23 protein-coding genes are annotated in these 20,071 nt (G+C 56.1%); 14 read left to right on the forward strand and 9 right to left on the reverse strand.

The features are described from left to right. Positions 1-43: 43 nt before the first annotated feature. Positions 44-1,228, forward strand: a complete 1,185-nt coding sequence (locus tag EH164_RS13185; RefSeq protein ID WP_124968539.1) for a CynX/NimT family MFS transporter — start codon at positions 44-46, stop codon at positions 1,226-1,228. Between the two features lie 273 nt (positions 1,229-1,501). On the opposite strand, the gene EH164_RS13190 is transcribed toward EH164_RS13185, so the two are convergent. Next, positions 1,502-2,209: a CTP synthase gene (locus EH164_RS13190; protein ID WP_124968540.1), complete on the reverse strand. Its 708-nt coding sequence runs from the start codon at positions 2,207-2,209 to the stop codon at positions 1,502-1,504. Between the two features lie 156 nt (positions 2,210-2,365). On the opposite strand from EH164_RS13190, the gene EH164_RS13195 reads away from it, so the two are divergent. Beyond that, a complete protein-coding gene (locus tag EH164_RS13195) occupies positions 2,366-2,713 on the forward strand; it encodes a DUF488 domain-containing protein (protein WP_124968541.1) in 348 nt (115 codons plus the stop codon). On the opposite strand, the gene EH164_RS13200 is transcribed toward EH164_RS13195, so the two are convergent. Beyond that, on the reverse strand, positions 2,710-3,015 hold the full coding sequence (locus EH164_RS13200; protein ID WP_124968542.1) for a hypothetical protein: 306 nt from the start codon (positions 3,013-3,015) through the stop codon (positions 2,710-2,712). The two genes, EH164_RS13195 and EH164_RS13200, sit on opposite strands and share 4 nt — an antisense overlap. 78 nt (positions 3,016-3,093) lie before the next feature. Next, positions 3,094-3,339 (reverse strand): DUF333 domain-containing protein, encoded by a 246-nt coding sequence (locus EH164_RS13205; protein ID WP_023481685.1) that lies wholly within the window; start codon positions 3,337-3,339, stop codon positions 3,094-3,096. A gap of 302 nt (positions 3,340-3,641) precedes the next feature. On the opposite strand from EH164_RS13205, the gene EH164_RS13210 reads away from it, so the two are divergent. From EH164_RS13210 to EH164_RS13240, 7 genes are all read left to right on the forward strand, one after another. Next, complete coding sequence (locus tag EH164_RS13210) at positions 3,642-4,670, forward strand: sensor domain-containing diguanylate cyclase (RefSeq protein WP_124968543.1); 1,029 nt, start codon at positions 3,642-3,644, stop codon at positions 4,668-4,670. A gap of 120 nt (positions 4,671-4,790) precedes the next feature. Next, positions 4,791-4,847, forward strand: a complete 57-nt coding sequence (locus tag EH164_RS22935) for a hypothetical protein (protein ID WP_367165960.1) — start codon at positions 4,791-4,793, stop codon at positions 4,845-4,847. Between the two features lie 96 nt (positions 4,848-4,943). Further along, positions 4,944-6,764 (forward strand): sensor domain-containing phosphodiesterase, encoded by a 1,821-nt coding sequence (locus EH164_RS13220; protein WP_124968544.1) that lies wholly within the window; start codon positions 4,944-4,946, stop codon positions 6,762-6,764. Between the two features lie 199 nt (positions 6,765-6,963). Next, positions 6,964-8,532, forward strand: coding sequence for a methyl-accepting chemotaxis protein (locus tag EH164_RS13225; protein ID WP_124968545.1), 1,569 nt, complete (start codon positions 6,964-6,966; stop codon positions 8,530-8,532). 349 nt (positions 8,533-8,881) lie between these two features. After that, positions 8,882-9,121 carry a DinI family protein gene (locus EH164_RS13230; RefSeq protein WP_023481865.1) on the forward strand — a complete coding sequence of 80 codons (240 nt, stop codon included), beginning with the start codon at positions 8,882-8,884 and terminating at the stop codon, positions 9,119-9,121. A gap of 183 nt (positions 9,122-9,304) precedes the next feature. Next, positions 9,305-9,880 carry a YrbL family protein gene (locus EH164_RS13235; RefSeq protein WP_023481439.1) on the forward strand — a complete coding sequence of 192 codons (576 nt, stop codon included), beginning with the start codon at positions 9,305-9,307 and terminating at the stop codon, positions 9,878-9,880. Between the two features lie 129 nt (positions 9,881-10,009). Next, positions 10,010-10,654, forward strand: coding sequence for a hypothetical protein (locus EH164_RS13240; RefSeq protein WP_124968546.1), 645 nt, complete (start codon positions 10,010-10,012; stop codon positions 10,652-10,654). Here EH164_RS13240 and EH164_RS13245 read toward each other — a convergent pair. Together EH164_RS13245 and EH164_RS13250 are read right to left on the reverse strand one after the other, a co-directional pair. Continuing rightward, the gene (locus tag EH164_RS13245) at positions 10,631-11,839 is read right to left on the reverse strand and encodes an MFS transporter (RefSeq protein WP_124968547.1); all 1,209 of its coding nucleotides are present in this window, start codon (positions 11,837-11,839) and stop codon (positions 10,631-10,633) included. The two genes, EH164_RS13240 and EH164_RS13245, sit on opposite strands and share 24 nt — an antisense overlap. Positions 11,840-11,954: 115 nt before the next feature. After that, the gene (locus EH164_RS13250) at positions 11,955-12,488 is read right to left on the reverse strand and encodes a hypothetical protein (RefSeq protein WP_124968548.1); all 534 of its coding nucleotides are present in this window, start codon (positions 12,486-12,488) and stop codon (positions 11,955-11,957) included. A 322-nt stretch (positions 12,489-12,810) separates the two neighbouring features. Here EH164_RS13250 and yjbE point away from each other — a divergent pair, with 322 nt between their 5' ends. After that, positions 12,811-13,062 carry an exopolysaccharide production protein YjbE gene (gene yjbE / locus EH164_RS13255; RefSeq protein ID WP_124968549.1) on the forward strand — a complete coding sequence of 84 codons (252 nt, stop codon included), beginning with the start codon at positions 12,811-12,813 and terminating at the stop codon, positions 13,060-13,062. A 101-nt stretch (positions 13,063-13,163) separates the two neighbouring features. Here the strand turns inward: yjbE and EH164_RS13260 are convergent, their stop codons facing one another. Together EH164_RS13260 and EH164_RS13265 are read right to left on the reverse strand one after the other, a co-directional pair. Then, positions 13,164-13,550 (reverse strand): hypothetical protein, encoded by a 387-nt coding sequence (locus EH164_RS13260; protein ID WP_124968550.1) that lies wholly within the window; start codon positions 13,548-13,550, stop codon positions 13,164-13,166. A gap of 104 nt (positions 13,551-13,654) precedes the next feature. Next, positions 13,655-14,110: a GNAT family N-acetyltransferase gene (locus EH164_RS13265; RefSeq protein WP_124968551.1), complete on the reverse strand. Its 456-nt coding sequence runs from the start codon at positions 14,108-14,110 to the stop codon at positions 13,655-13,657. 254 nt (positions 14,111-14,364) lie between these two features. On the opposite strand from EH164_RS13265, the gene EH164_RS13270 reads away from it, so the two are divergent. Then, on the forward strand, positions 14,365-15,846 hold the full coding sequence (locus EH164_RS13270) for a PLP-dependent aminotransferase family protein (RefSeq protein WP_124968552.1): 1,482 nt from the start codon (positions 14,365-14,367) through the stop codon (positions 15,844-15,846). A 2-nt stretch (positions 15,847-15,848) separates the two neighbouring features. Here the strand turns inward: EH164_RS13270 and EH164_RS13275 are convergent, their stop codons facing one another. Then, a complete protein-coding gene (locus tag EH164_RS13275) occupies positions 15,849-17,054 on the reverse strand; it encodes an MFS transporter (protein ID WP_124968553.1) in 1,206 nt (401 codons plus the stop codon). 131 nt (positions 17,055-17,185) lie between these two features. Here EH164_RS13275 and EH164_RS13280 point away from each other — a divergent pair, with 131 nt between their 5' ends. Then, complete coding sequence (locus tag EH164_RS13280; RefSeq protein WP_124968554.1) at positions 17,186-17,647, forward strand: helix-turn-helix domain-containing protein; 462 nt, start codon at positions 17,186-17,188, stop codon at positions 17,645-17,647. 19 nt (positions 17,648-17,666) lie between these two features. On the opposite strand, the gene EH164_RS13285 is transcribed toward EH164_RS13280, so the two are convergent. Beyond that, entirely contained in the window at positions 17,667-18,563 is an 897-nt protein-coding gene (locus EH164_RS13285) for a LysR family transcriptional regulator (protein ID WP_124971442.1), read from the reverse strand. Between the two features lie 100 nt (positions 18,564-18,663). On the opposite strand from EH164_RS13285, the gene EH164_RS13290 reads away from it, so the two are divergent. Both EH164_RS13290 and EH164_RS13295 read left to right on the forward strand, forming a co-directional pair. After that, a complete protein-coding gene (locus EH164_RS13290; RefSeq protein ID WP_124968555.1) occupies positions 18,664-19,494 on the forward strand; it encodes an SDR family oxidoreductase in 831 nt (276 codons plus the stop codon). A 90-nt stretch (positions 19,495-19,584) separates the two neighbouring features. After that, positions 19,585-20,070 (forward strand): cupin domain-containing protein, encoded by a 486-nt coding sequence (locus EH164_RS13295; RefSeq protein WP_124968556.1) that lies wholly within the window; start codon positions 19,585-19,587, stop codon positions 20,068-20,070. The last annotated feature ends 1 nt before the right edge of the window (position 20,071 follow it).

Genomic DNA, 20,071 nt, shown 5'->3' on the forward strand with positions numbered 1-20,071 from the left:
AAAAACGCTATCGTAATGCCCTCTGTTTATGAATGAGAACACCATGATTACTCCCTCCTCTGACGGCAAACAGCGCGTGCTGCTGATTGTCGGCATTCTGATGATTGCTACCACGCTTCGCGTTACCTTTACCGGCGCCGCGCCGCTGCTGGATGCCATTCGCGCCGAATATGGTTTAACCACGGCGCAAACCGGGATGCTCACTACGCTGCCGCTGCTGGCCTTCGCGCTGATTTCGCCGCTGGCGGCGGGCGTGGCGCGCCGGATTGGTATGGAGCGCAGCCTTTTTGTCGCGCTGCTGCTGATCTGCTCGGGCATCGCCCTGCGCTCGCTGCCCTCTTCTCTGCTGCTGTTTATCGGCACGGCGGTGATTGGTTGCGGCATTGCGCTCGGTAATGTGCTGCTGCCCGGCATGCTGAAGCGGGATTTTGCGCAGCATGTCGCCAAACTGACCGGGGCTTATTCCCTCACCATGGGCGCGGCGGCGGCACTCGGATCCACAGCGATGGTGCCGATTGCGCAGAGCGGCGCAGGCTGGCACGGCGCGTTATTGACGCTAATGATCTTCCCGCTGCTGGCACTGCTGCTCTGGCTCCCGCGGTTGCGCCACGGCGCACCTGCTGCGCTCAGTACCAGCAGCGCGCTTCACAGCCGCGGCATCTGGCGCTCGGCGCTGGCCTGGCAGGTGACGCTCTATCTCGGGATCAACTCGCTGATTTACTACATTGTGATTGGCTGGCTGCCATCGATTCTGATAAGCCAGGGTTTTAGCGAGGCGCAGGCTGGCTCGCTGCACGGCGTGCTGCAACTGGCTACGGCCGCACCCGGCCTACTGGTTCCGCTGGTGCTGCACCGCCTTCGCGATCAGCGGGCTATCGCGGCGCTGGTCGCACTGCTGTGTGCTGCGGGCGCGCTGGGGCTATGGCTGCAACCGGAGCACGCGGCGATCTGGACGGTGGTGTACGGATTTGGCTCCGGGGCGACGATGATCCTCGGCCTGACCTTTATTGGCCTGCGGGCAAGCTCGGCGCATCAGGCCGCCGCGCTGTCGGGGATGGCGCAATCAGTGGGTTATCTGCTCGCCGCCTGCGGACCGCCGCTGATGGGGAAAGTGCATGACGCCAGCGGCGACTGGCATCTGCCGCTGATCGCCTGTGCGCTCTTGTCGGTAGTGATGGCGCTGTGCGGCGCGTTTGCCGGACGTGACCGGGAGATTGTTTCCGTTTAGAGGCTTGATGCCGGTAAAAGCGGGATTGCGGGTAAATGCCGGATGGCGCGTAAACGCTTATCCGGCCTACAACAACCCGGTACCGCTTTGTAGGCCGGATAAGGCGCAAGCCGCCATCCGGCACAGCGTAAGTGTCACCCTCGAACCGGTACCGCTTTGTAGGCCGGATAAGGCGTCAGCCGCCATCCGGCACAGCGTAAGTGTCACCCTCGAACCGGTACCGCTTTGTAGGCCGGATAAGGCGCAAGCCGCCATCCGGCACAATCCACGGACTTATTCGCCTGCGGCGCGCAGCATTGCATGCACCAGCGGCACCGGACGTCCTTCCAGCGCACCGCGCTCGTGCTGGAACAGCGTGGCGACAAAGAACGGATGAGTGATCAACTCCACCGCCCGCACCTCACCCTCTTCATCCCAGCCGGTCACCCGCAGATCGCCGCGCTCGAGCTCGCTGGCAAACTCCGGGGAGACGCCAAAGCTACAGCGGTAGGCTTCATCAATCTCATTGCGCCCATAGGCGCGGGCAATCAGCGTATTGGGTCTTAACTCAATGGCACCGGTTTGATCCACCAGCGCGCAGGTCAACGGTGTAATCACCATTCGCCCTGCAGTTTGCGTTTCAGCATGGGCGGCATCCTCCCAGCCCAGCACATTGCGGGCGTACTCGATCACCGCATGCTGGAAACCGCCGCAGGTGCCGAGAAACGGAATGGCGTTTTCACGTGCATACTTGATGGCGATAAACGCCCCTTCTGCATTTTCATACGGGCTGCCCGGCACGACCCAGATGGCGTCATAACCGACCAGATCTTCAGGATTGTCGATCTCGCGGGTTGCCAGCCAGTCATAGTCAGCGGTGATCTCAAGGACAGCCGCGGCATCATCAATGGCAAGCGGGATCGCCTGATGCGCAACAGTGTCGTGGTTATAGTCGCCGATCAGCGCAATACGCAGTGTCTTTTTAGGCGGAATGTGATTCATGGAGAAGTGCCCCTATGCCGTGGTAGATAATGGCTAACATAAGGCGCATCACACTAGACGTCTTTAACGTTAATCACAACACCTTAAATCAGCAGGGCCGAATTACGAACAATTATGAAACAATAAGTTGCCAGTTTAAGAAAAGGAGAGAACGCGATGATCCAGTGTAAACGTGTTTACGACGCCGCCAGCAAAGAGGATGGCTACCGGGTGCTGGTCGACAGGCTGTGGCCGCGCGGCATAAAAAAAGTCGATCTGGCTTATGACGAATGGTGCAAAACGCTGGCTCCGTCAACGGAGCTGCGCAAAGCGTTTCACGGCGAGGCGATCGATTTTGCCGCCTTTAAGAAGAGCTACCGGGAAGAGCTTGAGGCGCAAAAAGAGGCAGGAGAACAGCTGGCGGCGCGGGGGAAAAACGGCACCGTCACGCTGTTATATGCGGCAAAAGATAGGGAGCAAAACCACGCCGTCGTGCTGGCGGAGTGGCTGCGCACGCTGCGTTAGCTCATCACCTGCGAGCGCTCGTCCTGCGGCGCGCTGTCCGGCTGCAGGGGCATCAGGTGCTCGGCGCGTACAAAGGCGAAACCGTGCTGACCGTCAAACGCGGTCACATCGCCCGTCACCAGCCAGAGCGCGCGCGCCACGGTGCGCGGCATTTCGGTAACCACGCCATTCACCGGATTGAGAAAGCGCTCACCCGGCTGGCAGAGACCAAATAACTCAACGGATTTACCGATATTGCTCCGCCCGCTGGCGGTCTGGGCGCCGATGACTAATGCCTGGCTGCCCGGTCGTAACTGAAACATGCTTCTCTCGCGTGATCTCGTTAAAGCTGAATATGAGATAATTCTGAAAGAGAAGTTTACCGGGCTTTTCTGCCGCTGTCACGATCCTGGTGTCGGATGATCGCGACGCCACAGCGCCCACTCGTCGATCACTTCGCCGCCCGGCAGTTTGCACTCGGTGCGCACACCCTGCGGGCTCTGCACCGGCACGCGCTCGCCGCCGCGCTGTTGGCAGTAGACTGCCGCCGGGTTGGCCATGCCGACCTGCGGATGGTCCGGCTTTTTAGCTGGCGATGAGGTGCAGGCAGAGACCAGCAACGGTAAAACGAGTAACCCATAACGCATCTTCTTTTCCTTACAGTGACCAACAACGCTCTTCAGAATAGCCGCGCAAACGGCATATCTCCATGATTTCTCCATCCTTAATGCACTTTTCGCCGTTATAGTCTGCCTTGTTCTCACCCATGACCAGAGAACATCATTCCGTAATCAATGAGTTTTTGCCCCGCCTCATCAGCGGGGCTTTTTTTTGTCCATTACACGATATATCAAATCTTTTTCGTTCATGTTTTAATGGCGCGCCGTCGAAATAGTCAGCAATAACGTGCCGGGTCAACGAGGTACCTACGCACCGGAGCCCAATATTCATGTCCGATTTCATTCTCGCCCGGGTATCGGAAACCCTGTCGAAAGAGCACTCGCTGGAAAGCTTAGTCCGCCAGTTTCTGGAAATGCTGGAGATGGTGACCGATATGGAATCGACCTATCTGACCAAAATCAGTGATGACCCCCGCCAGCAGCATATTGTCTACTCCCGCAACAGCAAGCAGCTTGAGATCCCGGAAGGGTTCTCCCTCCCCTTTGGCGACAGCCTGTGCAAACGCGCGCTGGATGATAACTGTCTGTTTGCCAATGATGTGGCAACCCGCTGGCGCGATTGCGAAGCCGCACAGGCGCTGGGGATCACCACCTATCTCAGCCAGCCGGTGCAGCTGGCGGACGGTTCGCTCTATGGCACGCTGTGTGCAGCCAGCAATCAGAAAAAGATGCTCAGCGTGCGCGGCGAGCAGGTGCTGCGCCTGTTTGCCGGCCTGATCGCGCAATACATTGAAAAAGAGCATCTGGTTGACCAGCTGCGCGAAGCCAACGCCGCGCTGATCGCCCACTCCTATACCGATGTGTTGACCGGCCTGCCAAATCGCCGTTCGCTGTTCGAGTCGCTATCGACGCTCTTCTCCCTCGCCCGCCATCTCAAAATCCACGTTATTATCGCCTTTATCGACCTCGATAATTTCAAAGGGATTAACGACCAGTTTGGCCATGAGACTGGCGATCGGTTCCTGATTGAAGTGGGCAAGCGGCTGACGCAGGATCGCGGTAAAGATGACATTATTGGTCGTCTCGGCGGCGATGAGTTTTTACTCGCCTGCCCCGGCGGCCCGCTCCAGCAGCCGCAGGGTGTGCTGCTCAGCGCGCTGAAAACGCGCCTTGATAAGCAGATTGCCGGCGAGTATCAGCTCGGTGATATTCATCTTTATTACCCCGGTGCCAGCGTCGGCGTGATTGAAATTAACCCTGACCAGTACGATGCGGACAGTGCCCTGCGCGCGGCCGATGAAATGATGTACCGGGTAAAGAAGAGCAAGACTAAAAAAGCGTTCCAGCAGCTCAATTAATGGCGTTATTTCCCGTTGCTGGCATGAGGCAAATCTTAATGGCCTCGCTTTCATATACACTTAACAGGGTCGGCGCGAGCCGCTGACCGAGGAGCTCCCATGAAAAAGACCACCATCATTATGTTGATCGTCGCGATTATCGCCGTGGTCGGCACCCAGCTTGGCTGGTGGAAATAGTGATACACGGCTGCATCGGGTAGCCCGAAGCCTGTCACGCTGATGGCGTTCTCAGACTAAGACACCCTGTTTTAACTTGTTGGGCAGGAGCGCACCATGTTTACGGGTCTTAATAAAAGTGAAAGCAGACAGCTGGCCGCGCTTGAATTATTGAGTAAGGCAGACACCGCCCGCGATGCGGCGCTGGCGGAATTTGCGCGTCTGGCAAGCGAAGTGATGGGCGTAGCAGGCTGTTTTATTACCACCTTTGATGATGAGTTTCAGTACATCAAGTTCGTCGAAAAGGTGCCGATTGAGCACGACAAAATCGCCATCGATCGCACCATGTGCCAGTATTCGCTGGCCGAAGGTCAGACGATTGTGTGTGCCGATACCCGCCTCGACGCCCGCTTTTCCCATCAGCCGCTGGTGCAGAGCGGCGATATACTCTTTTACGCCTCGGCACCGCTGATCGCCAAAGAGGGAGCAGTGCTCGGCACGCTGTGCGTCACCCATCCGGATATTCACCAACCCACAGCCCGGCAACTCGCCACTTTTGAGCGCATCGCCGCGCTCGCCACCCTCTACCTTGAATCCTGCTACAACATCGGCCTCGTCGATGCGCTGACCGGCTTGCCGAACCGCCCCTGTTTAATCAAAGAGATGACGCGCCTGAAGCAGAACGCAACCGGTGACTATGCGCTGATCATTTTTGACTGTATTGATATTCCCCGTGCCTATGAATTGACCCGCTATCTCGGCGTTGAAGCGCTGGAGACGCTGCTGCGCAGCTTTGGCCCGCTGTTGCAGATGCGCCTGCGGCTTAATAAGGCAACAACGCTTTATGCCTTTGCCACCGGACGCTTTGCGGTGCTGACCGAGCGTAACGCGGCGCTCAGGCTGGCTAAGCGGGTTGAAAGAGTACACGCTTTCCAGGCAACCATTGGTGCCGATATCAATATCAATCTCTCTATTCACGCCGGTTATGTGCCCTTTATGCCGCAAAGGGACGGCGTGCAGGAGGTGGTGCGTCAGGCGATCAGCGCCCTGCATGAGGCGATCCGCGAGAATATTCCGGTACTGCACTTCAACCAGGTGCTTGATGAGCAGCGTAATACTGATTTCCGCCTGCTTTACGATCTGAGCCAGGCGATCAAATCGGGCGCGCTGCATATGGCTTATCAACCGAAAATTTCTCTGCGCACGGGAAAGACCGAGGGCGTGGAGGCGCTGCTGCGCTGGACCCACCCCGAGCTTGGGCCGATTTCGCCAGCGGTGATCGTCACGCTGGCGGAAAAAACGACCCTGATGGCGGATATCACCCACTGGGTAATCAAAACGGTGATCGCCCAGGTCAAAGCCTGGAAGGCGATCGGCATCGATCTTCCTGTCTCCATTAACGTCACGGTGAGTGATTTCTCGCGCAGCGGTTTTGCCGATGAACTGGCGCAGCACATTATCGACGCCGGGCTTACGCCTGCCGATATTCATATTGAGTGTCTGGAAACGGAAAAAGTGCTGGAGAGCGATGCCGCCCTGCGCGAGCTTAACCGCCTCGACGCGCTCGGTTTTACCATCCTGCTTGATGATTTTGGCGCAGGCTACAGCAATATCAGCTACCTGCGGCGCATTCCCATTGACATGATCAAGCTTGACCGCTCGCTGGTCAGCCAGATCGCCACCGACAACGACAGCCGCATCATCGCGCGCAATGTGATCATGATGCTGAAAGAGTTGAACTACGAGGTGCTGGCGGAAGGCGTGGAAGATGTGGAAACCGCGCGCATGCTTGAAGAGTATGGCTGCGATGAGGCGCAAGGTTATCTTTTTGCCCGCCCGCTTCTGGCGGCAGATATTCCCGCCTGGCTTCTGGACAGCAAACCCTGGCGCCTGCTGGCGAAGATCCATGCCGATCCCAGGCATCATTTGAAGGGTTAACCCCTCTGCGCACACGGTAAGTTGAGCAGTAATACAGCGTCACGAAAATGTCATAAAAATGACATCTGTATATATATCAAAATATTAAGCTAAAAATGCTCTGTTTCTGTTCAGATCGACATTAAAGCCCTGCTTAAGTAGGTCGATAGTGCTGGCGTGTGCGCCATTTGCGCCTCATCACCAGGGGAAGTGACACAGCATGAAAATTAACCATCTTACTATCGGGCAGCGTCTGGGTTTGCTGGCGACGTTATTGTTATTGGCAACGCTGTTTATGGGGATACGCGGTCTCGCCATTAACGCCGGCGCACTCGCGCAAAACAAACAGATCATGACAACCGAAGGCGAAGTTGCGCAGAGCATCGACACCGCGCGTAATGCGCAAGTGCAGTTCAAAATTCAGGTGCAGGAGTGGAAAAACACGCTGCTGCGCGGGACGCAAAATCAGGAAACCTTCGTTAAATATAAAAACGCCTTTGTTGAACAGAGCCAGAAAACGCAGGCGCTGTTAAAAACCCTGAGCGTGCTGCTTCCAAAGATTGGTGTCGCGAACAATGAGGTTGTCAAAACTATCGACTTGCATGCAAAGCTGGAAAGAGAGTATCTGGATGCCTTGCAGCACTACGATATTACTGATGCCAGCAGCGCACAGCGGGTCGACCATATGGTGACCGGTATCGATCGGGAACCGACTAAAATGATCGATACGGTGGTGGCGAGCACGTTGCAACATGCGGCGCATATCCGCCAGCAGACCGAGGCGCACAATAACACCCTGTTTGAAGAGACGCGTCTGATGCTGACGCTGGTGATGGCCTTTACGCTGATTGTCGGCATGCTGATCACCTGGTGGTTAATTCGCAGTATTACGCGTCCGCTGGCACAGGCCGTCTCCGTTGCCCGCACCGTCGCCGCGGGCGATCTGCAATCCTCCTTCGTCATTTCCGGGCGCGATGAGACCGCCGAACTGATGCGCGCCATGCAGGAGATGAACCGGAACCTGACGCGCGTCGTCTCCGGGGTTCGCTCCGGCACTGAAACGATCGCCGGCGCCTCACAGCAGATTGCCAGCGGCAGCCGAGAGTTCTCCGCACGCAATGAAGCGCAGGCCAGCGCGATTGAACAAACCGCCGCCTCGATGGAAGAGCTGACGTCGGTGGTGAAGAACAATGCTGATAATTCACGCATCGCCAGTGATATTACCCGTGAAGCCACGCGGGTAGCTAACCAGGGCGGTGAGGTCGTGGAGCGCGTCGTCACCACCATGAGCGAGATCAATCACCTTTCGACCGAGATCAGCAGCATTATCGGCGTGATCGACAGCATTGCGTTTCAGACCAATATCCTGGCGCTCAATGCGGCGGTAGAAGCGGCGCGCGCAGGGACTGAGGGCCGCGGTTTTGCCGTGGTAGCATCGGAAGTGCGCGCCCTCGCCCAGCGCTCCGCTACGGCGGCGAAAGAGATCAGTGAACTGATCCAGCGTTCGGTGAATCGCATTGATGAAGGCAACAAACTGGTGAGAAACGCCGGCAGCGCGATGACCGAAATCATGCAGAGCGTTGAGCGCGTAAGCCAACTTGTCGATACCATTTCGCTGGCCAGCAACGAGCAGAGTGTGGGCATCGATCAGGTACATGTCGCCATCACGCACATGGACGCCGCAACGCAGCAGAACGCCACGCTCTCACAAGAGTCCTCCGCCGCCGCGCAGGCGATGCAGCAGCAGGCGGAACAGCGCATCTTCAAACTTCAGCGCGAACCGGTATAAGCACATTTTCGCCAGGGGAATTACAAAGGCTGATGATTAATACACTGATCATCAATTTTATGAATCCCTCCAGCGAAAAATTTGCGTTTGTGCACTTTTGGCCGACAGGTTATAAAGTGCACAAGTGACGGATATACGCTTTAACAATTTGTACTCTCTTCGCTGGCAGTTTTGATGTCGAAACTGCCATCCTTTATTTCTTCTCCCTGCCTCCCCTGCTGCGCCCAATATGCCCGGTTTATGGGCTTGTACGCAGAATGCGCCCCTGTTACACGCTTTAGTCTTGAATACTGATTTTTTATCCAGTATAAATGCTGCACGAAAAATTCAGACTGAATAGGACGACCCTGTGTTTGTTGAACTGGTTTACGACAAGCGTAACGTTGAAGGTTTACCCGGCGCGAGAGAGATTATCCTCACTGAACTGACAAAGCGCGTACACCGCATCTTCCCGGACGCCGATGTGCGGGTGAAACCGATGCAGGCTAACGGCCTTAACAGCGATGCCAGCAAAAGCGATCGCGAAAAGCTGAACCGCATGCTGGAAGAGATGTTTGAAGAGGCGGATATGTGGATGGTTCAGGAGTAAACGTCAATGACGTGATACGCGCAGCGCGTGGTTTCAGGGTCGCTCCTTACCCCCACCGGGCGACCAAATTTAACATGTGGTGCGCTTATTCCCTGGCTTCCAGGCAAATGTATCAAAGCATTTCTCTCGTTTAGGAAATATTTAACCGCGCAATCTCATAGTATCCGGCAAGGAGAGTAAACCATGCTGATACTAAAAGAGAATATAGGTAGCGGCCGCCACCGCCGGTGTTACCAGCACCCGTTTGATAGTCAAAAATGTGTCAAAACCCTCTATAACCCCGATGACGGTGGGTTAAAAGAGGTGAAGCGCGAAACGCGCTACTACCGCAAAAAATCAGGTTCTATTCAGGCATGCCAGGCCATTCCAAACTACTACGGTAAAATCCAGACCAATTTTGGCACCGGCCATGTTTTCGATCTGGTCACCGATTACGATGGGAAAATTTCCAAAAGCCTGGCCTTCTACCTGAAGAACAAGCGTCTTTCTCTGCCTCTGCTCGAGGAGAAACTCGCTGAGTTGCGCAGCAATCTCATTGAGTACGGCATCTCGACCATGACGCTGAAAGAGTACAATGTGCTGGTGCGTAAAACCGCGCCACAAGAGTATGAACTGGTCGTTATCGATAATATTGGTGAAGCCGAATTTGTTCCGCTCTCATCTTATTTCCGCTTTCTTCATCGCCGGAAAATAGACAGGTCAATTAAGCGCTTCAAACAACGCATCCATAAGATTATCAATACCGTTCAGGCCGCCTGAAAATAACGCAACCGGCTTTTTTGCCGGTGCGTTTCCCACCCTGATAAGTCAATAAGCCACTAATCGCAAAGCAGCACAAACCCTCATCCGCTATGTTAGCCCGCTAATTATTATCAACGTGGCAATATTATGAAATTCGATAAACGCCTGACGCCCACCACCGTGATTCTGGCGGTTTTCGCCTGCATCATTCCTTTTTTCGCCGACTTTTCTCTGCCCCTTTATCACGGGCTGTCGGTATCAGTGATAGAAAATGTCCAGGCACTCTGGCTGCTGTTTGCTTTTGTTTTTACCTTGCGCTTCGCGCTCACCACTCCGCTGACGCCAGAGCGCAAACGTTTCTGGATCTGGGCTGCGATGTGGTGGCTGGTATTGCTTGGACGCAGCGTCAGCTGGGGCCGCGACTATTTTCCGCATGAACCGCGCCTGCTCTTTCGTGCCATCTCGGTGTTACTGATTGGCGCGCTGGTACTGTTTCCCCTCTTTTCCCATGCGCTACGCCAGCAGATTAGTGACCGATTGCGCCATCAAACCCTGCTTGTCTGGAGTTTTGCGTTGGTGGTCGTCACCTTCCTGATTTCTGACAGCGTGGAGCACCACCGCGCAATCGCCTACTTCTTCCTGCACAAGCGCGACTATCAGGATCTGATTGAAGAGCTGTATGAGTTTCCTTTTATGATTGGGCTCTTTTATGTCTGCCGCGATCTGATGCGCCGGGAACCGTTAACAGCGCATCAGCCGCAGGAGAGGTCACTCGCGAAGGGGTTGCGTTGATCCTTTTTTGGCGAAGCCGAGCCAGATGAGCAGCGCCGTCAGGGCAATGCTCGCCAGCGTGATAAAAGCCGTGCGCCACGAATAGTGCGTTGCCACGGTACCGGCAAGCGAGGGGCTGATGGCGGCACCGAAGCCCTGCATCAGCATCACCAGCGCCTGCCCGGCGTTAACGTGCCCCGTGCCGTTTAACAGCGAGGCGATAAAGCCGGGCACCGCCACGCCGAGAATACCGGCGCTCATCCCATCAAAAACCTGCACCGGGATCGCCGCCCATGGCGAGGGCCATAGCGCGGCGGTCATTGCGCGAACCGGCAGGATAATCAGCGCGATCAAAATCAGTTTTTCATAGCCATATCGCTGGGCGTAGCGCGAGACCATCAGCGCCACCGGGATCATCACGCCCTGCGCTATCACCACCGTCATTGCGGCATATGCGCCGGGGTTAAACAGCGCGGCGTTATGGCCTGAGGCTACCTGCATACTCAGCATCGGCAGCTGTGCGGCATTCGACAGATGGAACAGCATCAGGGTCAGCCCGGTAATGGTGAGCGCCGGGATTTTGAGCAGCGTAAAGAGCGACGGGATCTCACCGAGCGTCTCTTCAGGATTGAGCCCGCGCGCGACGCGGTGATCGATATCTTTTTCGCGGATCGCCAGCACCGCCATCAGCGCGCCAAAGGCCATCACCAGCATCAGCAGGAAGACCGCGCCAATGCCCCAGTACCAGCTGGCAACACCGGCCAGCAGCGCCGAGAGCATATTGCCGCCGTGGTTGTAAGCTTCATTGCGTCCCAGCTGATGGGCAAAGCGTTGCTGCCCCACCAGCCCCAGCGTCAGGCCCGCCATTGCCGGGCCGATAAATGCCGCCGAAATGCCCGTTGCCACCTGGCTTGCATAAACCATCAACGAGCCGGGGAAGAACCATAGCAGCAGCGTACCCGCCATGATCAGCAGCGCCGCCACGGCGATAATCGCCCGTTTGCGCGCCGAGGCATCAACCACAATCCCGGAGGGCAGCGTCGCCAGAAGCCCGGCGATACCGCCTGCGGTCATCGCGTAGCCGATCGCTTCCGCACTCCAGTGATAGTGAATCAGGAAGATCCCCAGAAAGGGCCCCAGACCATCCCGCACATCCGCCATAAAGAAGCTGAGTAAACACAACGCCTGAATCGAACGTAATGGCATCTTAAAGTTCTCTTTTTTCCATATTCAATGAGCAGGCAGAGTCTACCCTGGCGAAGCGCTACCAGGGTGCGATGAAAGTGTTACAAAAATGTGATTAGTTACGCGACGGTCGGAATTAGCAGGGCCAGCCGAGCTGCTCGCGAATCGCCCTGCGGTAGGGCGTGTCGAACACGGCGGGAACCCGGCAGAGGTAGTCCTGCGCGTGGTTGAGGGTGTCGCCTGATAATGAGCGCAGGTAAGCGAGCGCATCATCGACACAGGGGATCCGCCCTTCAATGCCATTGAAACGCGGTGGCAACGCGGTCCAGATCACCGCATCAAGCTGTCTTGCCGCCGCCCAGGTGGCGAGAGTACCGTCCATATTACCCGCCAGCACCAACGAGCCGACGCCATCGTCCCGTGAATCCGGGATCTGCTCACGCTTGCGCAGGGCCGCGGTCGCAAGCTCGAGATCGCCGGTATTGAGAAACGCCCAGTGAACCGGAAGCGCCGGCGCGTTAATGCAGATCGCCGTTGCCAGCTCGCCCCCATCACCGACGCGGGAAAACTCAATGGGTAAACGCGGGCCATCGGCATGCCAGCGGCTGGCCAGCGGTAAACCATCCGCTTTCCAAATCAGCGATCCCCATCCAAGACAGGCAATGTTCATTCTTGCTCCTTTGTCATTTTTTCCATTCACGACAGCTATAGCGCAGCCCTGTTGCAGGCCGCTGCGTCGCACCTTTTAAGCGTAGGCCGCGCCGCTAAAAGCGCCAGCAGCACGCAGGCATGCATGCGGATCGTCTGAAAATACTCACTGAGATTAAAAACGAGGCGTCGGTAAATCAGTCACTTGATAACCAGAGCATGGAAAAAAAATTCATATTTAACAAACAGATACAGTTATAAATCCCGCTTTGGCAACAATAAAAATAGTGTATGGGTGGGTGTCATCGCCCTGATGGAAGTAACGCTAAATGGAGAAAAGAAAGATGAAAATGACAATTGCTGCCCTGGTTTTGATGATAGCGGCGGGTAACGCTGTTGCTGCGCCGGGCTCTGCCCTGGCGCTCAATAGCGGTGAAGCGGCTGGCGCAAACGCCTCTGAATTTGCAGTGGGGTCTTCCGCCATTGCAGGGGTGACCGTCGCCACGGCCATAACCGGCCTCGCACTACTGGCGGCTGGCGGCAATAACGGTTCGAATACCGGCACCACAACGACGACAACCACGTCGACACAGTAAGTTGCGCTTCGCCTCCGATTCAGGCGGCTGGCATTGTACGCAAAACGGGAACCTTAGGGTTCCCGTTTTATTTTGTCCGCGAAACAGCGTCAGGCACGGTATTAAACCGGCATAGAGAATGTCGTGACTTTATCCGTTTGCGGATCGATGGCAATGACGCAGATGGCATAGTTACCGCCAAGGCGATCTTTCCTGTCGGATATTTTCAAATTGTAGGTTTGCGAAAAAGAGGTATAGCTGGACGAGTTGGACTCATTCAGCCTGAAGCCAATAAGCTGTTCGAAATAGCTGCGGCTCTTGCCGATGCTGGTTTTGCACTGCTCGTTTGTGATGGTGCCCACCTTGCTGGCAGAGGCGCTCTGCGGCGCGTTTGTGCCTTTAGGTGTGAGCGCAGCGTTCACCGCGTTCATCCGATCCTGCATACTTTTCTGGAAATCAGCGCATGACGCAGAGGCCAGTATCAGGCCACACAAAAGTATCTTCTTCACTATTTTATCCATCCTGTTCAGGTTAAAACGGCCGCGACGCGTCGCTTGCTGAGAAGCCCTGCTTTTTATTTTTTAAGGCGTATGAAAGGTGCAAAAAAATATCGTTATCTCACCTGCATGCGATATTCGATCATGCCGCTTTTCTTCGCCACCCAGTCATATAAACGCTGCCCGCGATAATTAGTTTCGTGGGTGTGCCAGTAGAGATGGCTGGCGTGACGCTTTCTGCTCTCGCGCTGCACATATTCAATCAACTGCTTGCCCGCCTGCTGACCGCGAACGGATTCGCAAACATAGAGATCTTCAAGATAGCAATAATCGCTCTCCGCCCAGGTTGAGCGGTGAAAGAGATAATGAGCAAACCCCACCACCTTGCCGTTATATTTCGCCACCACGCAAAATACCGGCTCAACCGGGCTGAAAAATCGTTGCCACGTGCGTTGAGTCACCGCCTCGGGAATATCCACCTTATAAAACTCCTGATATTTCTCCCACAGCGGCAACCAGCCCTCATAATCACTCTCGACCACTGCTGCAATAGTAAAAATGTTATTACTCATAGTCATGACCTCACTTTTTTATATATCAGTTATGTGCCCGGCAGGCGCAAATAAGCTGCACCGAAATAGATCCCGGCGGTAATTTCCTACCCAATGAATGGAAATAGCTCATTACGCTTGCGAAATGATTATAAGCAGGCAATGGCACGTTTAGCCCCACCAATTTTGGCGTGCAGAGCAGACCAATTTAGGTTCGGCATTTTCCCCTGTTGCTTTAGACTGGCGGTTAAGATGCGTCATGGCGGAGAGAGCCAATGTTTAAGCATGCACAACTTGAAACGGTAAAAGCGTGGATGATCGATCCTGCCAACGGATCATTGCCGCTGCATGAGAGGATCCAGCGGGCGATACGCACGCTTATCCTCGACGGGATCTTGTCTGAGGGGAAAGCGCTTCCCGCCTCCCGCGCGCTGGCAGCATCGCTTACGGTCTCGCGGGATACCATTGAAGCCGCCTACAGTCGCCTGCATGCGGAGGGGTTTATTGAACGGCACACCGGAAAAGGGAGCTTCGTCTCGCCCCGTACCCGGCTGCTGAAATCGCAGGCCAGGCAGCGCCGTTCAAGCGCTGGAGTGTGCAAACCCGCGCTCAGCGCCCGGGGAGAGGTCATCTATCAAAGCGGAGGGGTGCGCGAATTTTCCCGCCCTCGCCCGCTGGCTCCCGGTATTCCTGAAACACGGTTATTCCCGATCCCTACCTGGGAGCGCCTGCAACGCCAGGTGCTGAAAGAGTATCGTCACCAGGCTCTCGATCAAAGCCCGCCCCAGGGTATGGAGCGGTTACGACGGGCCATCGCTGAGTATGTCAACCTGGAGCGCGGCGCGCACGCTACCGCAGATCGCATCATCATTGTCACCAGTTCCCAGCAGGCACTCACACTCTGCGCAAACGTGCTGATGGACAACAACGATGGCGTGGTGATTGAAGATCCCGCCTATCAGGGAGCGCATAAAGCCTTCAAAGCGGCCGGGCTGAACACCCTGCCAGTTGCGCTGGATGATAACGGCCTGTCGATTGAGCAGCTTAACGCCCTGAGCGAACCGGCCAGGGCGATCTATCTCACCCCTTCTCATCAGTACCCTACTGGCGCCACGCTCTCACTCGATCGGCGGCTGGCGGTTATCGACTGGGCAAACCGGCACCAGGCGTGGATCATTGAGGATGATTACGACAGTGAATTTCACTATGAAGGCAAACCGATGGCCTGCGTACAGGGGCTGGATGGCTCTGATCGGACGATCTATATCGGCACCTTCACAAAGTCACTGTTTCCGGGGCTGCGCCTCGCCTATCTGATCGTTCCCGATGAGCTGGTAGAACCGCTGACGGTCGCGCGCACATTAATGGATGGTCATACCGCCTCCATTCCCCAGTTGACGCTGGCTAAATTTATCGAGGGCGGGCACTTTGGTGCCTATGTGCGGATGATGCGGGGCGTCTATGTTGCGCGGCGTGACAAACTGGCCAGCCTGATCGAGCAGCACCTCGCTGATTTCGTCACCTGGGTGACGCCGGCGGGCGGTATGCAGATGCCCTGCCACCTTAAAGAGGGGATCGCAGAAGCTGAGATCGCCCTCGCCGCCCGCCGCGCGGATGTCGATATGCTCGGGCTGACCGCGTTATATGCAGGCCAACCTGCCTCAACGGGATTTCTGATGGGCTTTGCCGCCTACAATGAGCGGGAAATGGAGTCCGCAGTGTTGAAGCTTGCGGCGATTTTTCGCGCGCGCGGATGAAACTATCTCTTTATGCACCAGAGCAGAAACGCGCAGGCGCTGACCCCTGCCCCGGTTATGCAGACCGCGCTCCAGCCAAAGTGTGCGTAGAGCTGAGTGGCAACAATTGCGCCCGTTGCACTGCCCGTCGAGTAAAAACACATATACGCGCCAACCAGGCGGCTTGCGGCCTCTGGCCTGGCAGCGATGAGTGTGCTCTGGTTGATTACGTGCACCGTCTGCACGGCGAAGTCCAGCATAATAATGCCAACAACCAGCCACAGCAGAGAAGATTCGATGCCAGCGATGGGCAACCACGAGAAGGTCAGCACGACCAGCGCGGCACCGCAGGCGCTGCGCCCCCAGCCTCTGTCAGCCCAGGCACCCGCCTTCGCTGCCGCCAGTGCACCGGCCACCCCTGCCAGGCCAAACAAGCCGATTTCAGTATGGGATAACGACAGCGCGGTGAGCGGCAACACCATTGCGCTCCACAACATGCTGAACGCAGCGAAGATAAGCAGCGCGAACGCACCGTTTCTTCGTAACTGTGGCTCGGTGATAAAGAGCCTGAAAACCGAGCGCAGCAGAGAGAGATAAGTCGCGGTGCGCTTCTCAACGGATGGCGCGGGTGCCGTTTTCGCCACCAGGCAAGCCATCAGCATTATCAGACAGGCGGAGGTCAGGTAAACCGCCCGCCAGCCAGCAATATCCGCCAGACTGCCAGCGACAACGCGGGAGAGCAAAATACCCAACACAATACCGCTGGTCACCGTGCCGACAATCTTCCCGCGTTGCTCCGGTGCCGCCAGGGTGGCGGCCCAGGCCACCACCAGCTGCACCACCACCGCCAGCAGGCCAATAAAGAATAGCGCACACAACAGAGTGACAAAATTGGGCGCTAATCCCGCCGCCAGCAGTGCCGTAGCCGAGAGCGACAGCAGCGTGATGGTGAGGGTTTTTCGGTTAATCCCATCCCCGAGCGGCACAAGAAAAATCAACCCGAGCGCGTAGCCCGCCTGGGTGGCTGTTACCACGCTGCCAATCACCCCCTGGGGAATATTGAGCGTCAGCGCGATGGATTCCAGTAAAGGCTGTGACGCGTAAACATTTGCCACCGACAGCGCGCTTATCAGCGAGAACAAAAAGACCATGCCCGGTTTTAGCACCAGATCAGCGCCAGATCCTGCATCCTGCGTGATACCCGCCTCTAAACTCAATTTACGCCTCATCGCGCCCGCCTATTCTGGTTGCTTTTTAAAACCACAAGAGCGACAGAGATAGCATTCGAGGTTTTCTTTTGCAACCAGTTTGCGCGGAACTTATACTCATCTTCCTCAAAAGAGATGCCGGGAGTGAAGAAATGGCGAAACAGGAATCCCTCAGAACCAGTGAATGCCCGGTGGCCCGAACCCTCGAGTCGATTGGTGAGCGCTGGTGTCTGATGATTATCCGGGAAGCGTTTGACGATGTGCGCAGGTTCAGTGAGTTTCAAAAAAATCTGGGGCTGGCAAAAAACATTCTCGCCGCTCGCCTCAAACTGTTAGTTGAGCACGGCATCTTTGAGATCTGCCCGGCTTCCGATGGCAGCGCCTACAGTGAATATGTCCTGACCGACAAAGGCCGCGCGGTGTTTCCCATTGTGGTGGCGATGCGGCAATGGGGTGAGCGCTATCTCTTTAACGAGGGAGAGGTTCACTCAGTGCTGGTGGATAACACCAGCGGTCAGCCTTTGCAGCCGTTACGTGTCTGCTCCGCAGAGGGGAAAAAAGTGGAACCGGCGGATTGCCACCGCCAGCGGATGACATCAGGCGGCAAAGGGTAGTCGTTACATCGGTTACCGCTCATCCTCGATGCATCGCTTTGGCCCCGTCGACAAAAAGCCTCAATGCAACGGTCATATGGCGATGTTGCGGAAAGTAGAGTGCGATTCCTGCTGACGCCACCGCCCAGTCGTCAAGCAGCATCACCAGCTGACCGGCGTCCAGATGCTGGCGGGCATAGCGCTCCGGCACGTAGGCGATGCCCAGACCGGCGACGGCGGCTTCGATCATCAACGCGCTGTTATTCAGCGTCAGGCTACCCGGCACATCCAGCTCGAACTGCGCGTCACCCTGCTGATACTCCCAGTGATAGCGTTTTCCGCCCGGTAAACGCTGGCGCAAACAGCGGTGTTGCATCAGGTCTTGCGGATGCGCAATTGTCGGCCGCCCTGCCAGATAACCGGGCGAGGCCACCGTCACAAAACGCAGCGGCCCGCTGAGAGGAATGGCGACCATATCGCCCGGCACATCTTCAATCAGACGAATGCCGGCATCAAATCCCTGCTCGACGATATCGACCAGTTGCCCCTGCGCCACCAAATCAATTTCAATTCCCGGCTTTTGCTGGATAAAGTCCGGCAATACCGTTTCCAGCAGCAGGCTTATGGCCGTATCGCTGGCGCTGATGCGCAGCGTGCCATAAGGCTGCTGCGCATTAGCGCTCACATTATTTAGCAACTCATCCATTTCAGCCAGCAGCGGCGACAGGCGCGCCATCAGCATTTCCCCTGCCTCGGTGAGCGCAACGCTGCGGGTGGTGCGCAGGAAGAGCTGCACACCGAGCGTCTTTTCCAGCCCTTTGATCGTGTGACTCAGTGACGAGCGTTTAAGCCCAAGCAGATCGGCCGCGCGGCTAAAGCTACGCTGTTCGGCAACGGTTTTTACCGCTAACAGTTCGTTCCAGGAGGGACGCTTCATTGTTGAATATTCCACACCAGCTCATTCCAGTTCAGGGCGATTATGGCATCAATCATTCGTTTTATGATTGTTTCCACTTTATCAAACGGAGATAAGCATAATGAAAACCTGGCTAATAACCGGCGCATCCAGCGGTCTGGGTCGCCTGATATGTGAAACACTGCTGGCGCGCGGCGATCTCGTGGTTGCAAGTGTGCGCAAGAGAGCAGTGCTGGAAGAGATGGCGGCGAAGTATGGCGACCTTTTGCAGGTCATCGTGCTCGATCTGAGCCAGTCGGCAACGATAAAACCAACCGTCGAGGCGGCTTTTTCTCAGGCGGGACGCATCGATGTGGTGGTCAGTAATGCCGCCTACGGCCTGTTTGGTGCCGCCGAGGAGTTGAGTGATGCCCAGATTGAGCGGCAGATCGCCACCAATCTTACCGGCTCCATTCAGCTGATCCGCGCCGCAATCCCGCTGTTACGGCAACAGGGCGGCGGGCGCATTGTGCAAGTTTCGTCAGAAGGGGGGCAGATCGCCTATCCTAATTTCAGTCTCTATCATGCGACCAAGTGGGGAATTGAAGGCTTTGTCGAAGCGGTTCGCCAGGAAGTGGCAGCGTTCGGCATTGACTTCTTGCTGGTCGAGCCGGGTCCGACGGCGACGCAATTCGGTGCAGGTCTGGATATTGCCGATGCCCTGCCCGCCTACCGTAATACGCCAGCGGGGGCCCTGCGCTCCGCGCTATTTTCGGGCGAGTTTGCAATTAAGGGAGATGCTGAAAAATGTGTGGCGGCGATGATTGCGGCGGCGGATGCTGCCAGCCCCCCGCTTCGCCTGCCGCTCGGCAGCACGGCTTATGAGAATATCAACGCCGCGCTGGAAACACGCCTTGAAGCGTTGCAGAAGATGAAAGCGGTAGCGTACAGCGCCGATCGTGTACAGAAGTAAGCGGATAAGGCGAAGAGATTAACGGATCGGGTAAGGTGGCATTGTCGTTAAGAAACTGAGCCTGAACTCAGATAACTATGGAGTGACGTTATGAGCGATACATTCACCATAAAAAACTTCAATAAAGTAAATGACGTACGTTTTGAGCGAAAGCCACTTTATGCCTCAGAGGGAGGTTCGCTCACCTCCGGCACGCTGGCCAAAAAGCTTGGTGCTTCTGTGGATACGCTTCCTCCGGGGAAAAGATCGACGCCCTTCCATTTCCATCACGTTCAGGAGGAGATGTTTATCATTCTGAAGGGGAACGGCACGCTGCGGATCGCCGAACGGATGGTTGCCATTGAAGAGGGAGACGTTATCACAATTCCGCCCGGGAAAGCGTGGCCGCATCAGATTATCAATACCTCCTCCCTGCCGCTGATGTACATGTCTGTCAGCACCATGGAGTTGCCCGAAGTGTGCGAATACCCGGATTCGGATAAATATTTAGTGAAATCAACAAACCAGAAAGATGATGGCTTCAGGGTGGTCGATTTCAGGGGCAAAGGCGTCGATTACTGGGAAGGCGAGCCGTGAG

This window comes from Kosakonia sp. CCTCC M2018092, from assembly GCF_003864115.1.
GTDB lineage: Bacteria > Pseudomonadota > Gammaproteobacteria > Enterobacterales > Enterobacteriaceae > Kosakonia > Kosakonia cowanii.

What these genes read in the sequence shown, in the direction of transcription:
- EH164_RS13185 (WP_124968539.1), top strand. Translation starts at nt 44, where the DNA reads ATGATTACTCCCTCCTCTGACGGCAAACAGCGCGTGCTGCTGATTGTC.
- EH164_RS13190 (WP_124968540.1), bottom strand. Translation starts at nt 2,209, where the DNA reads ATGAATCACATTCCGCCTAAAAAGACACTGCGTATTGCGCTGATCGGC.
- EH164_RS13195 (WP_124968541.1), top strand. Translation starts at nt 2,366, where the DNA reads ATGATCCAGTGTAAACGTGTTTACGACGCCGCCAGCAAAGAGGATGGC.
- EH164_RS13200 (WP_124968542.1), bottom strand. Translation starts at nt 3,015, where the DNA reads ATGTTTCAGTTACGACCGGGCAGCCAGGCATTAGTCATCGGCGCCCAG.
- EH164_RS13205 (WP_023481685.1), bottom strand. Translation starts at nt 3,339, where the DNA reads ATGCGTTATGGGTTACTCGTTTTACCGTTGCTGGTCTCTGCCTGCACC.
- EH164_RS13210 (WP_124968543.1), top strand. Translation starts at nt 3,642, where the DNA reads ATGTCCGATTTCATTCTCGCCCGGGTATCGGAAACCCTGTCGAAAGAG.
- EH164_RS13220 (WP_124968544.1), top strand. Translation starts at nt 4,944, where the DNA reads ATGTTTACGGGTCTTAATAAAAGTGAAAGCAGACAGCTGGCCGCGCTT.
- EH164_RS13225 (WP_124968545.1), top strand. Translation starts at nt 6,964, where the DNA reads ATGAAAATTAACCATCTTACTATCGGGCAGCGTCTGGGTTTGCTGGCG.
- EH164_RS13235 (WP_023481439.1), top strand. Translation starts at nt 9,305, where the DNA reads ATGCTGATACTAAAAGAGAATATAGGTAGCGGCCGCCACCGCCGGTGT.
- EH164_RS13240 (WP_124968546.1), top strand. Translation starts at nt 10,010, where the DNA reads ATGAAATTCGATAAACGCCTGACGCCCACCACCGTGATTCTGGCGGTT.
- EH164_RS13245 (WP_124968547.1), bottom strand. Translation starts at nt 11,839, where the DNA reads ATGCCATTACGTTCGATTCAGGCGTTGTGTTTACTCAGCTTCTTTATG.
- EH164_RS13250 (WP_124968548.1), bottom strand. Translation starts at nt 12,488, where the DNA reads ATGAACATTGCCTGTCTTGGATGGGGATCGCTGATTTGGAAAGCGGAT.
- yjbE (WP_124968549.1), top strand. Translation starts at nt 12,811, where the DNA reads ATGAAAATGACAATTGCTGCCCTGGTTTTGATGATAGCGGCGGGTAAC.
- EH164_RS13265 (WP_124968551.1), bottom strand. Translation starts at nt 14,110, where the DNA reads ATGAGTAATAACATTTTTACTATTGCAGCAGTGGTCGAGAGTGATTAT.
- EH164_RS13270 (WP_124968552.1), top strand. Translation starts at nt 14,365, where the DNA reads ATGTTTAAGCATGCACAACTTGAAACGGTAAAAGCGTGGATGATCGAT.
- EH164_RS13275 (WP_124968553.1), bottom strand. Translation starts at nt 17,054, where the DNA reads ATGAGGCGTAAATTGAGTTTAGAGGCGGGTATCACGCAGGATGCAGGA.
- EH164_RS13280 (WP_124968554.1), top strand. Translation starts at nt 17,186, where the DNA reads ATGGCGAAACAGGAATCCCTCAGAACCAGTGAATGCCCGGTGGCCCGA.
- EH164_RS13285 (WP_124971442.1), bottom strand. Translation starts at nt 18,563, where the DNA reads ATGAAGCGTCCCTCCTGGAACGAACTGTTAGCGGTAAAAACCGTTGCC.
- EH164_RS13290 (WP_124968555.1), top strand. Translation starts at nt 18,664, where the DNA reads ATGAAAACCTGGCTAATAACCGGCGCATCCAGCGGTCTGGGTCGCCTG.
- EH164_RS13295 (WP_124968556.1), top strand. Translation starts at nt 19,585, where the DNA reads ATGAGCGATACATTCACCATAAAAAACTTCAATAAAGTAAATGACGTA.